This window comes from Flavobacterium anhuiense (assembly GCF_001705175.1).
GTDB lineage: Bacteria > Bacteroidota > Bacteroidia > Flavobacteriales > Flavobacteriaceae > Flavobacterium > Flavobacterium anhuiense.
Genome location: NZ_CP016907.1, coordinates 751,785 through 768,650 on the forward strand (window position 1 = coordinate 751,785; position 16,866 = coordinate 768,650).

Annotated in this window: 13 protein-coding genes; 10 read left to right on the forward strand and 3 right to left on the reverse strand. The window is 34.3% G+C overall.

Annotated features, from left to right (window positions below):
* Position 1: 1 nt before the first annotated feature.
* From BB050_RS03095 to BB050_RS03120, 6 genes are all read left to right on the forward strand, one after another.
* Positions 2-3,061, forward strand: a complete 3,060-nt coding sequence (locus BB050_RS03095; RefSeq protein WP_066032575.1) for a DNA polymerase III subunit alpha — start codon at positions 2-4, stop codon at positions 3,059-3,061.
* Between the two features lie 138 nt (positions 3,062-3,199).
* Positions 3,200-4,573 carry an exonuclease domain-containing protein gene (locus tag BB050_RS03100; RefSeq protein ID WP_066032576.1) on the forward strand — a complete coding sequence of 458 codons (1,374 nt, stop codon included), beginning with the start codon at positions 3,200-3,202 and terminating at the stop codon, positions 4,571-4,573.
* 54 nt (positions 4,574-4,627) lie between these two features.
* On the forward strand, positions 4,628-5,404 hold the full coding sequence (gene xth / locus BB050_RS03105; RefSeq protein ID WP_066032577.1) for an exodeoxyribonuclease III: 777 nt from the start codon (positions 4,628-4,630) through the stop codon (positions 5,402-5,404).
* A gap of 7 nt (positions 5,405-5,411) precedes the next feature.
* Positions 5,412-6,038, forward strand: coding sequence for an alpha-ketoglutarate-dependent dioxygenase AlkB family protein (locus BB050_RS03110; RefSeq protein ID WP_008466884.1), 627 nt, complete (start codon positions 5,412-5,414; stop codon positions 6,036-6,038).
* Between the two features lie 161 nt (positions 6,039-6,199).
* Entirely contained in the window at positions 6,200-6,661 is a 462-nt protein-coding gene (locus BB050_RS03115) for a DUF1810 domain-containing protein (RefSeq protein WP_008466885.1), read from the forward strand.
* A gap of 157 nt (positions 6,662-6,818) precedes the next feature.
* A complete protein-coding gene (locus BB050_RS03120) occupies positions 6,819-7,220 on the forward strand; it encodes a hypothetical protein (RefSeq protein ID WP_008466886.1) in 402 nt (133 codons plus the stop codon).
* A gap of 70 nt (positions 7,221-7,290) precedes the next feature.
* Here the strand turns inward: BB050_RS03120 and BB050_RS03125 are convergent, their stop codons facing one another.
* Positions 7,291-8,700 (reverse strand): APC family permease, encoded by a 1,410-nt coding sequence (locus tag BB050_RS03125; RefSeq protein ID WP_066032578.1) that lies wholly within the window; start codon positions 8,698-8,700, stop codon positions 7,291-7,293.
* A gap of 162 nt (positions 8,701-8,862) precedes the next feature.
* Here BB050_RS03125 and BB050_RS03130 point away from each other — a divergent pair, with 162 nt between their 5' ends.
* The 3 genes from BB050_RS03130 to BB050_RS03140 all read left to right on the forward strand — a co-directional run bounded on the left by BB050_RS03130 (position 8,863) and on the right by BB050_RS03140 (position 11,727).
* Positions 8,863-9,657 (forward strand): methyltransferase domain-containing protein, encoded by a 795-nt coding sequence (locus BB050_RS03130; RefSeq protein WP_335583311.1) that lies wholly within the window; start codon positions 8,863-8,865, stop codon positions 9,655-9,657.
* 266 nt (positions 9,658-9,923) lie between these two features.
* Positions 9,924-11,348, forward strand: coding sequence for a sensor histidine kinase (locus BB050_RS03135; protein WP_066032579.1), 1,425 nt, complete (start codon positions 9,924-9,926; stop codon positions 11,346-11,348).
* A complete protein-coding gene (locus BB050_RS03140) occupies positions 11,338-11,727 on the forward strand; it encodes a response regulator (protein ID WP_008466897.1) in 390 nt (129 codons plus the stop codon). The genes BB050_RS03135 and BB050_RS03140 overlap by 11 nt, the downstream gene beginning before the upstream one ends.
* Here the strand turns inward: BB050_RS03140 and BB050_RS03145 are convergent.
* Entirely contained in the window at positions 11,724-12,887 is a 1,164-nt protein-coding gene (locus BB050_RS03145; RefSeq protein WP_066032580.1) for a C40 family peptidase, read from the reverse strand. The two genes, BB050_RS03140 and BB050_RS03145, sit on opposite strands and share 4 nt — an antisense overlap.
* A gap of 240 nt (positions 12,888-13,127) precedes the next feature.
* On the opposite strand from BB050_RS03145, the gene BB050_RS03150 reads away from it, so the two are divergent.
* On the forward strand, positions 13,128-14,504 hold the full coding sequence (locus tag BB050_RS03150; RefSeq protein ID WP_066035090.1) for a Kelch repeat-containing protein: 1,377 nt from the start codon (positions 13,128-13,130) through the stop codon (positions 14,502-14,504).
* A gap of 59 nt (positions 14,505-14,563) precedes the next feature.
* On the opposite strand, the gene BB050_RS03155 is transcribed toward BB050_RS03150, so the two are convergent.
* Positions 14,564-16,828 carry an aconitate hydratase gene (locus BB050_RS03155; RefSeq protein ID WP_066032581.1) on the reverse strand — a complete coding sequence of 755 codons (2,265 nt, stop codon included), beginning with the start codon at positions 16,826-16,828 and terminating at the stop codon, positions 14,564-14,566.
* Positions 16,829-16,866: the final 38 nt, after the last annotated feature.

The window sequence follows — 16,866 nt, forward strand, 5'->3', positions numbered from 1 at the left end:
CATGTATTTGAATTGCCATTCATATCATTCATTGCGTTACGGCACGATTCCACTTAAGGGATTGATTGGCGAAGCTGTTTCGTGCGGTATAAAAGCAATGGCATTAACAGATATTAATACTGTTACTGGAATTTATGATTTTATAAAAGCATGTCAGGAAAAAGAAATTAAACCTTTGGTGGGAATGGAATTTCGATGCAATCATGAATTCCGATATATTGGTCTGGCTAAAAATGCAGAAGGCTTGGCAGAAATGAACCGTTTTTTAACGAATCATAATTTCAGCGGAGAAACTCTGCCTTTTCGAGCTCCGAAGTTTGACTCGTCTTTTGTGATTTATACTTTAGAAAATGCTCCCGAAACACTGTTTGAAAATGAATTTATTGGAGTCCGTCCCGAAGAAGTTTCAAGTCTTCTGACATCAAAACATAAAAATAAAATCTCCAAAATGGTGATTTTGCAGCCTGTAACTTTTAGAACTAAAAAAGAATACAATCTGCATAAAGTGCTTCGGGCTATTGACACGAATATTATTTTATCGAAACTTACAGAAGCTGATTACTGTAAAGCTTCTGATCTGATGAAGCCCGCAGAATCTCTTCTGCCTTTTTATGAAAAATATCCCGAAATCATCTCGAATACGCAACGCATCATTGACGATTGTGATTTTCAATATGATTTTGCAGCTAAAAAGAATAAAAAATTCTACACCGAAAACCGTCAAAAAGATTTAGAAAAACTGACCGAATTAGCTTGGGAAGGATTTGAAAAACGTTACGGGAACGAAAATATTGAAGCAAAAGCTCGCGTGGAAAAAGAATTAAAAGTAATTGACGAATTAGAATTCAGCGGTTATTTTCTAATTACTTGGGATATAATTCAGTACAGTAATAGTCAAGGTTTTATGCATATTGGACGTGGAAGCGGTGCCAACAGTATTATAGCCTATTGTCTCGGAATTACAGATATCTGTCCTATCGAATTGGATTTATATTTTGAACGTTTTCTAAACCTAAACCGTAAAACTCCGCCCGATTTTGATATTGATTGGAGCTGGCAGGAACGCAATGTAATTTTAGAGTATATATTTAAAAAATATGGTAAAGATCATGTTGCTTTTTGTGGCACAAACGTCGAGTTTAGATACCGTTCTATTTTTAGGGAAGTGGGAAAAGTTTTTGGTCTTCCTAAAGAAGAATTAGATCTTTTGGCAAAAAATCCAGAAGAACTTCATCCAACCAATAAAATTGTAAAATTGGTTCAGGAATACGGACAAATGATGCGTAAATATCCTAATCAGCGAAGCATGCATGCATGTGGAATTCTGATTTCTGAACAACCGATTACCAATTATACTCCTCTCGAAATGCCTCCAAAAGGTTTTCCAATTGTGCTTTTTGATATGCATATTGCCGAAGATATTGGTTTTGACAAATTTGATATTCTAAGCCAGCGAGGCATCGGACATATTGATGACAGTGTAAAACTGATTCAAAAAAACCGTGGTATAAAAGTCGATATTCGCGACACTTCAATTTCTAAAGACGAAGCCGTTTGTAATTCGTATTTAGCAAAAGGAGACACAATTGGCTGTTTTTATATTGAAAGTCCCGCCATGCGAGGATTATTACGCCGATTGAATTGTGACAATTATAAAATTCTCGTCGCGGCATCGTCTATTATCCGTCCTGGAGTTGCACAATCGGGAATGATGAAAGAGTATATTTTCCGTCATAATAACCCCAATCAGTTTGAATATTTTCATGAGGTCTTCAAAGAGCATCTTGGCGAAACGTATGGGATAATGGTATATCAGGAAGATGTGATTAAAATTGCTCAGCATTACGGCGGACTTCCCGCTCCAGACGGAGATATTCTGCGTCGTGCCATGTCGGGAAAAGGAAGGTCTTTGGAAGCATTGCAAAAAGTAAAAGATAATTTCTTTGCCAGCTGTGCTCAAAAAGGACATCCGTTGGCGTTAAGTCAGGAAATTTACCGTCAGATCGAGTCGTTTGCGGGATATTCCTTCTGCAAAGCGCACTCGGCTTCTTATGCAGTTGAAAGTTATCAGAGTTTATACTTGAAAGTGAATTTTCCTGTCGAATTTATGACTGCGGTAATCAACAATCAAGGCGGATTTTACAGAACTGAAGTTTATGTGCACGAAGCGCGAATGTCTGGCGGAACTGTTCATAATCCGTGTGTGAACAAAAGTGAATATCAGACTACTTTGTACGGCACTGATATTTATCTTGGTTTTATGCATTTGCAGAATTTAGAATCTAAAATTGCACATCTAATTGAATACGAAAGAGAAAAGAATGGCGAATATCTTTCTTTGGAAGATTTCATCAATCGCATTCCAATAGGCATTGAAGGTGTTAAAGTTCTTATTTTCATTGGCGCTTTCCGTTTTACAGGAAAAACAAAAAATCAGCTTTTGATAAGCGCAAGTTTGCTTTTAAACAATTTTAAACCCGAGAACAGAAATCCAAAGCTTTTACAGGAACCTGTCAAAGAATATAAACTTCCAACATTGGAGCGCTCTATTTTTGAAGATGCTTTTGATGAAATTGAACTTTTGAGTTTCCCAGTTTCTTGCACTGTTTTTGATCTTTTACAAACCAAACACCGCGGAGATATTATGGCAAAAGATTTAGTGAAACATCATAAAAAACAGGTTAGAATGCTCGCTTATCTCATTTCCAGAAAACACGTTCCAACCAAAAAAGGAGCCATGTATTTCGGAACTTGGATTGATCACGAAGGCACTTACTTTGATACAGCTCATTTTCCTGATAGTTTAGAAAAATATCCTTTTCAAGGCGGAGGTTGTTATCTTTTGTTAGGAAATGTTGAGGTTGATTACCACTTCCCTACCATTACGATTATCAAAATGGCAAAAATGCCTTTTATTCCAGACCCGCGTTACATGGACGCTAAAGATCAATATAAAACACAAAATCAGATTAAAGAAGATGTCAGCATGACGCATCGAGCGCCTTATCCGTCAGAACACGAAATTAATATGCCGAGACATCGAATGAAGTTTAATTCTTAGTGATGAAAATTGCTCGCAAAGACGCGAAGACGCAAAGTTTTTCTTTTTAAGTTTTTTTAAAATAAAAATTTTGCGTCTCTGCGACTTTGCGAGAAAAAAACTAAACAACAGAAATAAAACATTTTACGTTATATACAAATGAAGAATCAGGAATATGCTATAGTCGATATTGAAACCACAGGCGGAAATGCCAGTGGCAGCCGCATTACAGAAATTGCGATCATTATTCATGATGGTAAAAATGTATTGGATCGTTACGAAACCCTTGTAAATCCTGAACAGGACATTCCTCCTTCTATTTTTGGACTAACGGGCATTAATAATGAAATGGTTGCCAATGCACCAATCTTTGATGATATTTCAGAGAAGGTTTTAGAAATGCTTACTGATCGTGTTTTTGTTGCGCATAACGTTAACTTTGATTATTCGTTTGTGCATCATCAACTGGAACAAGCTGGTTTTAAATGGTCTGCCAAAAAACTTTGTACCGTTCGCGCTGCTAGAAAAATCAAGCCAGGTTTAGGCTCTTATAGTTTAGGAAACCTTTGTAATTCTTTAAATATCAATTTAGAAAACCGGCACCGTGCCGGCGGGGATGCAGATGCTACTGCTTTATTGTTTTCACTTTTACTAGAATGGGATGATGCTGGAGAAATTGAAAAAATGATTAAGAAAACGGCACACGATCAGCGTCTGCCTCCAAATTTACCACAAGAAGATTTTAATAGTTTGCCTGATAAACCTGGAGTATATTATTTTTATAATCAGGCGAAAAAAGTAATTTATGTTGGAAAGGCAGTTAATCTGAAAAAACGTGTTACTTCACATTTTACAGGAAATAATATCAAACCTCAAAGACAGCATTTTTTAAGAGATATTCATGGAATTTCTTTTGAAGTCTGTGCCACTGAACTCATGGCGCTTCTTTTGGAATGTACCGAAATCAAAAAACTTTGGCCAACTTATAATAGAGCTTTAAAACGTTTTGAAGCCAAATTTGGCATTTACCAATATGAAGCTCGAAATGGTTATAAATATCTAGCAATCGGAAAACTGAGTAAATTTCAAACTTGTATTCATGAATTTAATAATCAACATACTGGAATTCATTTATTGAGAAGCTTGGCGGAACAATTTCAAATTGACCACCGTTTTTGCAAATATTCGAGACCAGAAGAAGGCGAGTTTTTTTATACGCCAGAAATAAAAGAACTGCCAGATCCTGTACTTCATAACGAGCAAGTGGATAATGCAATTGCTTTTTTATTAAATAACAGACCGAGTTTTGCCATAATCGACAAAGGAAGATCTGCAGATGAACGAAGCTGTATCTGGATCGAAAATGGCCGTTTCTACGGAATGGGATATATTTCAAGAGATGTGGCAATCAACGATTCTGATGAAGTAAAAAGTTACGTCACACCTTACAAAAGCAATCAATATATTGACCAGTTGATTTTTGCTTACGCCGAAAAATATCCTCGTAAAGTATTCTTTAACAACACTTTATGAAATAAAATTGCGAAAAGCCGTAAATTTAAGATTAGAACTAATTGAAAATCTACTATGAAAATAGCCACTTATAACGTAAACGGAGTTAACGGGAGATTAAATGTTTTGTTACGCTGGCTTGAAGAAGTCACTCCTGATATTGTATGCTTACAGGAATTAAAAGCACCGCAGGATAAATTTCCGCTTAAAGCCATTAATGATGCAGGTTACAACGCTATCTGGCACGGACAAAAACAATGGAACGGCGTTGCCATTCTTGCGCGGAATATGGAAATTGAAGAAATAACCAGGGCATTGCCAGGCGATGAGGAAGATGTCCAGAGCCGTTATATCGAAGCTTTGATTAACGGAATTGTAATTGCGTGTCTTTATCTTCCAAATGGAAATCCTTATCCAGGTCCAAAATTTGAATACAAATTGAAATGGTTTAATCGTCTAGCGCATCGTGCCGAAACTTTATTGAAATTAAAAGTTCCTGTAATATTGGTTGGCGATTATAATGTAATGCCAACAGAACTGGACGTTTATAAACCTGAAAAATGGGTCAATGATGCCCTTTTTAGAAGGGAAGTCCGTGATGCATTTGCAACTATTGTTTCTCAAGGATGGACAGATGCCATTCGAAAATTATATCCTAATGAGAAAATTTATACGTTTTGGGATTATTTCAGAAATGCGTATCAGCGTGATGCGGGTTTGCGAATTGATCACTTTTTATTAAGTCCGCAAATAGCAAAAAAATTGAGTGCTGGCGGCGTTGACCGTCATGTGCGAGGCTGGGAAAAAACCAGCGATCACGCTCCTGTGTGGATTGAAATTGACAAAATATAATTGGAAAATGACACTATTTAACGACACCGAATTGTTTACAACTGGTTTGGGAGGAAAAAAAATATTTGACATCCCAGATTCTGAACTGATTTTAATCGATGACTTTTTTTCAAAAGAAGAGTCTGATATTTTTTATGAAAGAATTCTTCGCAAGACCAAATGGAGAGAACATCAAATGGAAATTTACGATAAAACCTATACTGTTCCTAGAATGATTGCCTGGTACGAAGATAAAGATAATGTTGGAGCAGACCCAAAAGGGCCAGATTGGACTTATGAATTATTAAAAATTAGAGGCCGCGTTGAAAAAGAAACACAGCTAGATTTTAATACTGTTTTGCTCAATTTATATCGAGATGGAAATGATGGCGTAGGATGGCATAGCGACAAGGAACATAATACAGGGCCAAATCCGATTATTGCTTCGGTTACTTTTGGAGAGACTCGAATGTTTAAACTCCGTCATAAATACAGGAAAGAGATTCCAACAATTGAGATTCCGTTGCATCATGGCTCTTTTTTATTAATGGCAGGAACAACTAATAGTTATTGGCAGCATCAAGTTCCAAAAACAGCTCGTGATGTTTTGCCAAGGATCAATCTTACCTTTAGAAGAACCAATCGAAATCTTTGATTTTTATAGAATTGAATTCTTAAAAAGTAGCATTTTTTATCTAAAACGAAGTAGGATATTCCTTCTTTAAAAAGTTAAAACATGCACTGTATGAACGTTTTATTAGGCAAAACCTATCTTTTTTACTATTTTTGCAACCTTTTTTAAAATACAATACCGTAATGGCTTATTCGAACAATGATTTAGCGCGTTTCTTAGACGCACAGAACAAACTTTATCTTACCGCTCTTTCTGAAATCAGCAAAGGGAAAAAAGAAACGCACTGGATGTGGTTCATTTTTCCGCAAATAAAAGGTTTAGGAAAAAGCGATACTGCAAATCTTTATGCCATTAATGATTTAAAAGAAGCTTCAGATTATTTGGAGCACCCGATTTTAGGAAAACATTTAATTGAAATTTCAGAATTATTATTAACCTTTAAAATGAAATCGGCTGATGGAATTTTTGGAGACTTAGATGCTCGAAAATTGCGTTCTTGCATGACTTTATTTTCTTTGATAGAAAATGCAAATCCGATATTTCAGGAAATTCTGGAGGCTTTCTTTTCTGGAGAAAAAGATCCGCTTACTTTGTCTATTATTAATTCAACTATAAAATCTGTTGATGAACCTGTTACATTATAACAATAGTTTACAACGATTATTTACATTTAAAAGACACTAATTTTAGTGTCTTTTTTTGTTTGCAACTATATCATTTACTAAAATCAAGATCTTAATTTGTTTATTTAAAAATAATTAGCATTAACTTGCATAATCAACCTCAAATCTAAACCAAATTATGAATGAAAAAATCAAAACTTTACAAATCATCCATCTTGGCATTTGTGCAGGAACAATTATCGCGTATTTCATTGTAGGAGATATTTCATTAGAAACACTAAACATTCCTGCTATTGATTCGAATTCAATATTATATCTTGTTATTCCTGTTCTTGCCTTTGTTTTGAGCAGTATATTATTTAAGGCTCAATTAAAACAGATTGACCCGAAACTAAAACTTGAAGACAAATTGCCTGTTTACCAAGCTGCTTCTATCATGCGATGGGCAGTTCTAGAAGGCGCTGCCTTTTTGATACTATTCATAAAACCCGAATTTATCCTATTCGGAATACTTCTCATTGCTTATCTTCTTTATCTGAGACCTACCGAGGAAAGAATTACCAATGATTTATCTAATTAGACTTAAAATAAAAAAGCATCTTGAGAAATCAAGATGCTTTTTTATTTTGTTTCAATTGAAACAAAAATTATTATTCAGCTGGTTTTGTTAAATAATACACTGGAATTCCAGTTAGCATAATTAATACTCCCCAGCCACAGGTTGAAAATTTTGTAATTAATAACGAAATACAAATCGCCGATGCAACCACAATATATAACATTGGCAAAAATGGATATCCAAATGCTTTATATGGTCTTTCTGCATCTGGCATTTTTTTTCTTAGAATAAAAATTCCGTAGATGGTCAGGATGTAAAAAATCAATACAATGATAATTACAAAATCCAATAAATCGCCATATTTCCCTGTCAGACACAAAGCTGAAGCCCAAATACATTGCGCCCAAAGCGCCCAAGCAGGAACGCTCGAACTATTTAAAACAGCTGCTTTTTTGAAAAATAAACCGTCTTTTGCCATAGTATAATATACTCTGGCGCCAGCCATAATTAATCCGTTGTTGCAGGCAAAAGTTGAGATCATAATCATAATGGCAATAATCAGCGCTCCGATATTTCCAAAAATATAATCTGAGGCCACAACTGCGACACGGTCAAATTTTGCTGTTGCAATTTCATCAAACGGCACTACAGCCAAATACATAAGGTTTGTTACAACATAAAGAGACGTCACAATAAAGGTTCCTAGAAACAGACTAAGACCTACATTTCGTTTTGGATTTTTAATTTCGCCCGCAATAAAAGTCACACCGTTCCAGGCATCACTAGAAAATAATGAACCCACCATTGCCGCCGAAATTCCAGAAATCAAAGCAGTTCCACTAATTGGCAGCCACGATCCGCTTTCTTTGTCAAATGTTTTTGTGCTCCATCCGTCAACCCAGTTTGCATCCCAAACAGAAGCTTTCGCGGCAAGCGTTAATCCAAAAACAACTAATCCTAGCAGCGATAAAATTTTTATTATTGTTAAAACGGTTTGCAGAATTTTTCCATTTTTTACTCCGCGACTATTAATAAAAGTCAGAATGATAATGGTTAAAATTGAAACTAGTTGAGCTGCGTTTAGTTTAAAAGCTCCTAGCTCGTACAGAATATTTTCATCACTTAACGGCTCATACAAATAAGCTGCAAATTTAGAAAAGGCTACTCCTACAGCCGCAATGGTTCCTGTTTGAATAACTGCAAAAAAGCTCCAGCCATACAAAAAAGCAATCAGTTTGTTATAAGCTTCTTTCAGATAAACATATTGCCCTCCTGCTTTTGGAAACATCGCACTCAATTCGCCGTAACTAACTGCTGCGACAACAGTAATAAATCCTGACAAAAGCCAGATTAAGGTAAGCCATCCTGCCGAACCTACTTGTCTGGCGATATCGGCGCTTACAATAAATATCCCAGATCCAATCATAGAGCCAACCACAAGCATGGTTCCGTCTAAGAGTCCGAGTTCTCTTTTAAAATGTTCTTGGTCGTTTTCTTGCATTTTTATTGGTTTAGGTTGGCTAAAGATATACTTTTTTTGGAAATCTTAATCTTCAAATTATAAATTCTATAAATTCTTAAAAAAGTCATATTTAACAAGATTTAAGGTAAATCTTTATTAAAAATCTTTTGGGCGTATTCTATCATTTGTACAAAAGATTCAATGAAATTTTTCCTAACTTTAAATAAAAACAATATCATGACTTGGGATCCAAAAAAATACAACGAATTTAAAGCAGAACGTTCTAAGCCTTTTGATGATCTTACAAGTCATATTATTGACAAACCTAATCTAAAAGTTATAGATCTTGGATGCGGAACGGGTGAACTTACCCAAAAATTACATCAAAAGCTTACCAATCCTTTTATTCTTGGCATTGACAATTCTGCCGAAATGCTGGCAAAAGCTCCAGTACAGGAAAATCTTCAATTTAAAGAAAAAACAATTTTAGAACAGATTGAAGATGAAACCAAATGGGATTTAATTTTCTCAAACGCTGCATTGCAATGGATTGATAATCATAACAAACTTTTTCCAAAAATTATATCCCGCATAAATCCAGGCGGACAACTGGCTGTCCAAATGCCACAACAAAATGAAAACATTTTGAACAAAATACTTTTACAATTGGTTCAAGAAGAACCTTTTGCTTCTTACCTCAAAAATTGGACGCGTCCTTCTCCCGTATTGACTTTAGATGAATATGCTAAAATATTGTTTGAAAATGACGGTAAAGATTTAGCGCTTTATGAGAAGGTTTACCCTATAATTTCTAATAAAAAAGACGACTTTTTTAACTTCATTTCAGGATCTGCTCTAACAGTTTATCAAGAAAGATTGGGAGAAAATGAATTTGCAGCATTAACAGCCGAATTCAAAAAAAGAATAAATGCGTATTTTCCTGTCGTACCTTCTATCTATGCGTTTAGAAGATTAATTATTTATGCTAAATTTTAATTAATCTATTAGATAAAGCCAATCATCAATCTTAAACAAAATTATTCAAAACAGAAATTTTATTGTTTTTACATTATTTTTTTTACTAAAATTATAAGATAAATTTTATTATATTTGAGAGAATCATTAAAACAGCATTTATAGATAGCAAAATACATTAACAAGTGTTTAATGAGTATGAATTGATTTTTCCTCGTAATTATTTATTCATACTTTCAACAAAACACGCAAAAGGCGCATTTTTATTAACCTACTAATTTTAGATTATGTCCAAATTGCAAGCTTTAAAAAATTTTCGCTTCCCAAATGTTTTCATTCTTATTTTAGTAGTTTTCATTTCGTGTGCATTATTAATCTGCATCAATTTTTTCACTATCAAAATCTTATCAGCCAATAGAGCATATGTAAATGGAGAATCACATTATTCAAAAGGACAAAAAGATGCATCTAGACATTTAATTACCTATTTATTTACTAAAAACCCCGCACAATGGAAATTGTACCTCGAAGAATTAAAGGTACCTCAAGGAGATGGTATTGCAAGAGTTACACTCTTAAAAGCGGGAGATAATAAAATCGCCAGAAAAGGTTTTTTGACTGGCCGAAATAATGAAAATGATTTAGACGATATTATATGGCTATTTGAGAACTTTAAGAATGTTAGCTTTTTATCTAAAGCCATAAATGAATGGGGACAAGGAGATCAGCTAATTTTTGAATTATTTGTTATTGGCCAGCAAATCAACGCCAAAATCAAACATAATATCTTGACCACTGAGGATCAGAAGAAATATTTAAAAAAAATAAGTTCGATAAGCGATCGATTAACGATTAATGAACGTAATTTTTCAAACACATTGGGAGAGGGAACTCGAAAAATAAAGGATTTACTAATTATTACAAATATCTTTTTCATTTTGGTTATAGTCTGCAGTGTTTGTCTTTATTATTCTATAATGGTCAAAAGATTATTGGTTTCAAAAAAAGAAACCGAAGTAAAAAATGAAAATCTTGTAATCGTAAATCGAGAATTGGACCGATTTGTTTATAGTGCATCACACGATTTGAGATCTCCAATTACTTCATTAAAAGGCCTTATCGAAATAACAGCATTAGAAGATGATGTGCAACAGGTTCGAAATTATTTGCAAATGATGCATCAAAGCCTTGCAAGGCAAGATCAATTTATTAGTGATATTATTGATTACTCCAAGAACAAAAGAAAACAAATAATCATGGAGCCTGTAAGCTTGAAAGAACTATGCAATGAAGCCATTCTGCAATTAATGCATATTGAAAACGCAAACAAAATTAAATTCACGCAAGAGCTTTTGGTCGATAATATTGAAAGTGATGGACTTCGTTTAAAAATTATCATCAACAACCTGCTTTCTAATGCTATTAAGTATGCAGATTGCAATAAGCCAGAAATGTTTATTACGATAAAAACCTATTTTAGTGAAGGTTTAAATAAACTTGAAGTGACAGACAATGGAATCGGAATTCATGATGATTACAAATCTAAAATTTTTGACATGTATTTTGGAACAAACAAAAATAAAGGTTCTGGATTAGGCTTATATATTGTGAAAGAAGCCGTTGAAAATATTAAAGGCGATATTTCTGTTTTTTCAGAAAATAATGTCGGAAGTAAATTTATAGTAACAATACCAAATTCGTATGCCGTATAAATCTCAATTTATAATTATAGAAGACAATCTGATTGATCAATTTGTCACAAAAAAGCTATTGAAAAAAGGACTGGATATCAATCCTGTTTATATTGCCAACAATGGAAAAGAAGGCATGAACTGGATTCTAAAAAATCAGAATCTAAATCCATTGATTATTCTTTTAGACATTCAAATGCCTATTATGAATGGTTTTGAATTTTTAGAAGAATTTGACAGGCTCCCAAAAGATGTAAAAGAAAAAATCGAAATCTTTGTGCTTTCTTCTACTTTAGATAGTGAAGAAATCAGAAAGGTCAAAGAAAACAAGTACGTAACTGATTTCTGGAACAAACCTTTTAAATTAGAAACACTGAGAAATACTTTTCTTCAGATTTAATTTAAAACACGATTTACTTGAGAAAAGGCTCTTGTATAATATGGTTCTTTTGTAGAAGAAATCATCACACCGCCATGAGTAGATGAATGTACAAATTTAATCTCACCGTCAACATTTTCAACAACCATACCTACATGATTGATATGGCGTCTACCATTGGTTCGAAAGAAAATTAAATCGCCTTTTTGAGCCTCCTCCGAAGCTACTTTTGTTCCTATTCGAGATTGTTCTATTGAGCTTCTCGGCAGTTTAATATCAAAATTGCCAAAAGTGCAAAACATTAATCCTGAACAGTCAAAACCTGCTTTTGTTGTCCCGCCTGATCTATATCTAATACCTATATTCTCAGTTGCGCTCGCTATAAGCTGATCAATTAATTCAGAATTATTTCCTGTTCTGACAAACGCAGAATCTTTTTTTATTTCTGGTGCTGTTTCTGCTATTTGACTAGATGAAACATCTGCCTGCACAGTAGTTTCTTGCGAAGTTTTTGCAGCCTGAATTGCATCTGCTTTTTCTTTCGGAACACGAATTTTCAATAAATATCCAACAGGTACTTTTCCTTTAATTGACGGATTCTGACGCTCTAATTCTGCGACTGTAATGCCGTATTCTTTAGAAATACCATATTTTGTTTCTTTAGGCTTAACTTCTCTTATAAGCTCTACCTCTGTTGAAACTACTTCTGAATTAACTGGAGCCTCACTTGATGAACTAATATTTGACGCGACGTTATTTGAAGGAATATTTATTTGCTGACCTATTTTTAAGCCTTCGTTTTCCAAAGATGGATTTGCTTTCTTTAAATCATCAACAGAGACATTATATTTTTTAGAAATTCCCCAGAGTGTCTCTTTTGCCGCTACTTCATGAGTGCCGGAAGCAGAAATAGAAGGAGTATCATTTGCCGCAACTTCAACATTTTTTGTTTTTGTCTTTGCAGTGGCTTTATTTTTATTTGGAATTAAAAGAATTGAATTTAGTTTTAATATTTTAGGAGCATTCGGATTTGCATCTGCAATGTCTTTTACTTTTACTCCGTATTTCTTAGCAATAACAGAAAGATTATCTCCTTGTGAAATTTTGTGCTTAATAAAATTATCCTGCGCAAAGGCTCCAACACTGAAAAAAAACAATACTATTATTAACCGATAAACCATATTCTATTATTAAGTTTTTACACTTTTTTTATATTATACATTAATCTCAACTCAAAAAAAACAAATATATTGCCTAAAAAGCGAATTTAACTTTTTAAAGTAAAAAAACCTGTATTTTTAACAATTATTTTACCTCAAATTAACAGCCTCGGCATAGAAATTGAGCCAACTTTTTGAAATGCAGTTTTTTACATTTGAGGCAATTTTTTAAAAGTTTTTTTTATGCTAAAACCAAAAGAAATGGCAAAAACAATCCTCTTGTTTTTAGTCTTTATTCCTTTCTTTTCTATTTCGCAGAATATAAATGGCGAAGTAATCTCAAAAAAAGACAGCCTTCCTATTGACAATATTAATGTCTTCGCACTATCAAGCAAAGTGGGAACTACAACAGATCGCAACGGAAAATTCTCTTTAAAGCTGCTTTTCCAATTTAAAGATGATGAAATTTTAGAATTCACTCATATTGGATTTACCACTATAAAAATAAATCTGAAAGATTTAAAAAAATCAAATTTCAGGATTTTTATGACTAATGAAGTAGAAGATTTATCTGAATTGAAGATTACTGCCAATTATCAGCTTAAATTAAAACCAAAGCTAGATTTTAACAAATTAAACCCTTTAAAATATCCAATCTTCTCTTTTGGCTCATTTTTAAATGATGGCAAAATTTATGTCATTGGCGGAAACGGATCGAATGAAGCTGACTCATGGAAGAAAGTTGCTACAGAAAAACCCGATCCCACTTTAAAAGATTTTCAAAATGAATTAAGCAGAAATTCGACTTTTCTGTTTTATAAAGGAGACTTTTGCACTTATGACATTTCAAATGACAACTGGGAAATTACACCTGTAAAGTTTATTAAAAGAGCACACCACAATATACATTTATATAATAACTCAGTTTACGTTTTAGGCGGGAAAAGAATTTCTGCAAATGGAAAGTTTGAGTATTTACAAGATCAGATCGAAGTGCTAAGCCTTGCCGGCCAAACCATAACAGTTGACAATACAAATCCGCATCAAGCTGCAGATTTCGCTTCTTTTACTTATAAGGACAATATCATTATAATGGGTGGTTCTGAAAAAATGACTGAAAGCGGTAAAAAAACTTTTACCAACAAAACGCACTTATACAACATTACTTCGGGCTATTGGTACGAATTGGACAATATGCCAACAGCAAAAGAAACTACAGGAATTTTAATTGATGACAAAATATATCTTATCGGAGGAAATAACGGCCAACCTCTTTCCAAAATTGAAACCTTTAATTTAATTACTCAAAAATGGGAGACGGAAGGCGAATTATTTTCGGAATTAGAAAGACCTGCAATAGCCTGCCATAATGATGTTGTTTACTTTTTTGAAGACACAAAAATGTACACATATCAATTAAAAACAAGACAACTCAAAGAATACAAAATTGAATTGGGATTAAAGTTTTCTGCTATGTATTTTTACAACGACAAATTATACATAATTGGAGGTTATACCTATAACGATTATTCTAAAACACCTTCTGCAAACACTTATAGCATTTCAATTGATGAATTCGAAACAACAAAACCAAATCGGATTAAAACTTTGGGATCAAATTCAATTAAAATTAATTAATAAATAATAAAAACGCCCTGTAAAAACAGGGCGTTTTTTGATATAATTGAATACAAATATTAAGCTTTTCCTGCAGCAATCAAATTCAATGCAGAGCCAGCTACAAACCAGCCAATCTGACCTTCGTTGTAAGTATGATTTGCCAAAATAATATCTTTTGTACCATCAGCATGAACAAATTCAAGAGTTAATGGTTTTCCTGGAGCAAATTCTGTTAAATCTAAGAAGTTAATTGTATCATCCTCTTGTATCTTGTCATAATCTGCTTCGTTTGCAAACGTCAATCCTAAAAGGCCTTGTTTTTTAAGGTTAGTTTCGTGAATACGAGCAAATGATTTCACCAATACCGCTTTAACTCCTAAGAAACGAGGCTCCATAGCAGCATGCTCACGAGAAGAACCTTCTCCGTAATTATGATCTCCAACTACAATAGACGGAACTCCAGCAGCTTTGTACGCACGAGCTACCGCAGGAACAGCATCATATTGTCCCGTTAATTGATTTTTTACAGAGTTTGTTTTTTGGTTATATGCATTCACAGCACCAATCAACATATTATTAGAAATATTATCTAAATGTCCACGGAAACGCAACCATGGGCCAGCCATAGAAATATGATCGGTCGTACATTTTCCGAATGCTTTGATTAACAATTTGGCACCTGTAATATTCTTACCATCCCAAGCATCAAAAGGAGCCAATAATTGCAAACGTTCTGAAGTCGGATTAACAACAACTTGAACATTTGATCCATCTTCAGCCGGAGCTTGGAATCCTGGGTCTTCAGCATAGAAACCTTTAGCAGGAAGTTCATCTCCTGTTGGCTCTTCAAGCATTACCTCTTCACCATCTTCGTTAATTAATTTATCCGTTAATGGGTTAAACCCTAAATCACCTGCAATAGCTAAAGCAGTCACCAATTCAGGAGAACCTACAAAGGCTAAAGTATTGGGGTTACCGTCCGCACGTTTTGAGAAGTTACGGTTGAAAGAGTGCACAATAGTATTTCTTTCTTCTTTCTCTGCCCCTTCTCTATCCCACATACCAATACATGGTCCGCAAGCATTTGCAAATACTGTAGCGTTGATTTTATTAAAAGTATCAATAAATCCGTCTCTTTCAATTGTAGAACGCACTACTTCAGAACCTGGCGTAATAGTAAATTTCGCTTTTGTTTTTAAATTTTTAGCAGCAACCTGTTTTGCTAAAGAAGCAGCACGAGAAATATCCTCGTATGATGAGTTTGTACAAGAACCTATCAGACCATACTGAACTTGTAACGGCCAATTATTTTTGATTGCTTCTTCTTTCATTTTAGAAATCGGAGTAGCCAAATCTGGCGTAAAAGGACCATTTAAGTGCGGTTCTAATGTAGATAAATTGATTTCAATTACTTGATCAAAATATTGCTCTGGATTAGCATATACTTCTGGATCTCCTGTTAAATAAGAAGCTATTTTATCTGCAGCATCTGCAACATCTGATCTATTTGTAGAACGTAGGTAACGGCTCATTGAATCATCATAGCCAAAAGTTGAAGTTGTAGCTCCAATTTCAGCCCCCATGTTACAAATAGTTCCTTTACCCGTGCAAGACATTGCTTTCGCACCTTCTCCAAAATATTCTACAATTGCTCCAGTACCTCCTTTTACAGTAAGAATACCAGCAACTTTAAGAATAACATCTTTTGGAGCTGTCCAGCCAGATAATTTACCTGTTAATTTAACTCCAATTAGTTTAGGAAATTTAAGTTCCCAAGCCATTCCAGACATAACATCTACAGCATCTGCTCCACCAACACCAATAGCGACCATTCCTAATCCTCCTGCATTTACAGTGTGAGAATCGGTACCAATCATCATTCCGCCTGGGAAAGCATAATTTTCAAGCACTACTTGGTGAATAATTCCAGCTCCTGGTTTCCAGAAACCGATTCCGTATTTATTAGAAACTGACGATAAGAAATCAAAAACCTCATTACTTTGAGTTTTTGCTCTTGCCAAATCGGTTGCAGCATCAACTTTTGCCTGAATCAAGTGGTCACAGTGAACTGTTGTAGGTACTGCCACTTTAGATTTACCCGCATGCATAAACTGCAGTAAAGCCATTTGTGCTGTTGCATCTTGACAAGCAACACGGTCTGGTGCAAAGTCAACATAATCAATTCCTCTTCCAAACGCCTTAGTCGGATTTCCATCCCAAAGGTGATTGTATAAAATTTTCTCTGTTAAAGTAAGTGGACGACCAACAATTTCACGAGCTTTATCAACTCGCGCTGGCATGTTTTCGTACACCTTTTTAATCATTTCGATATCAAAAGCCATAGATTTTTTTGTTTTTATTATTCTTTTTTGAACATGAC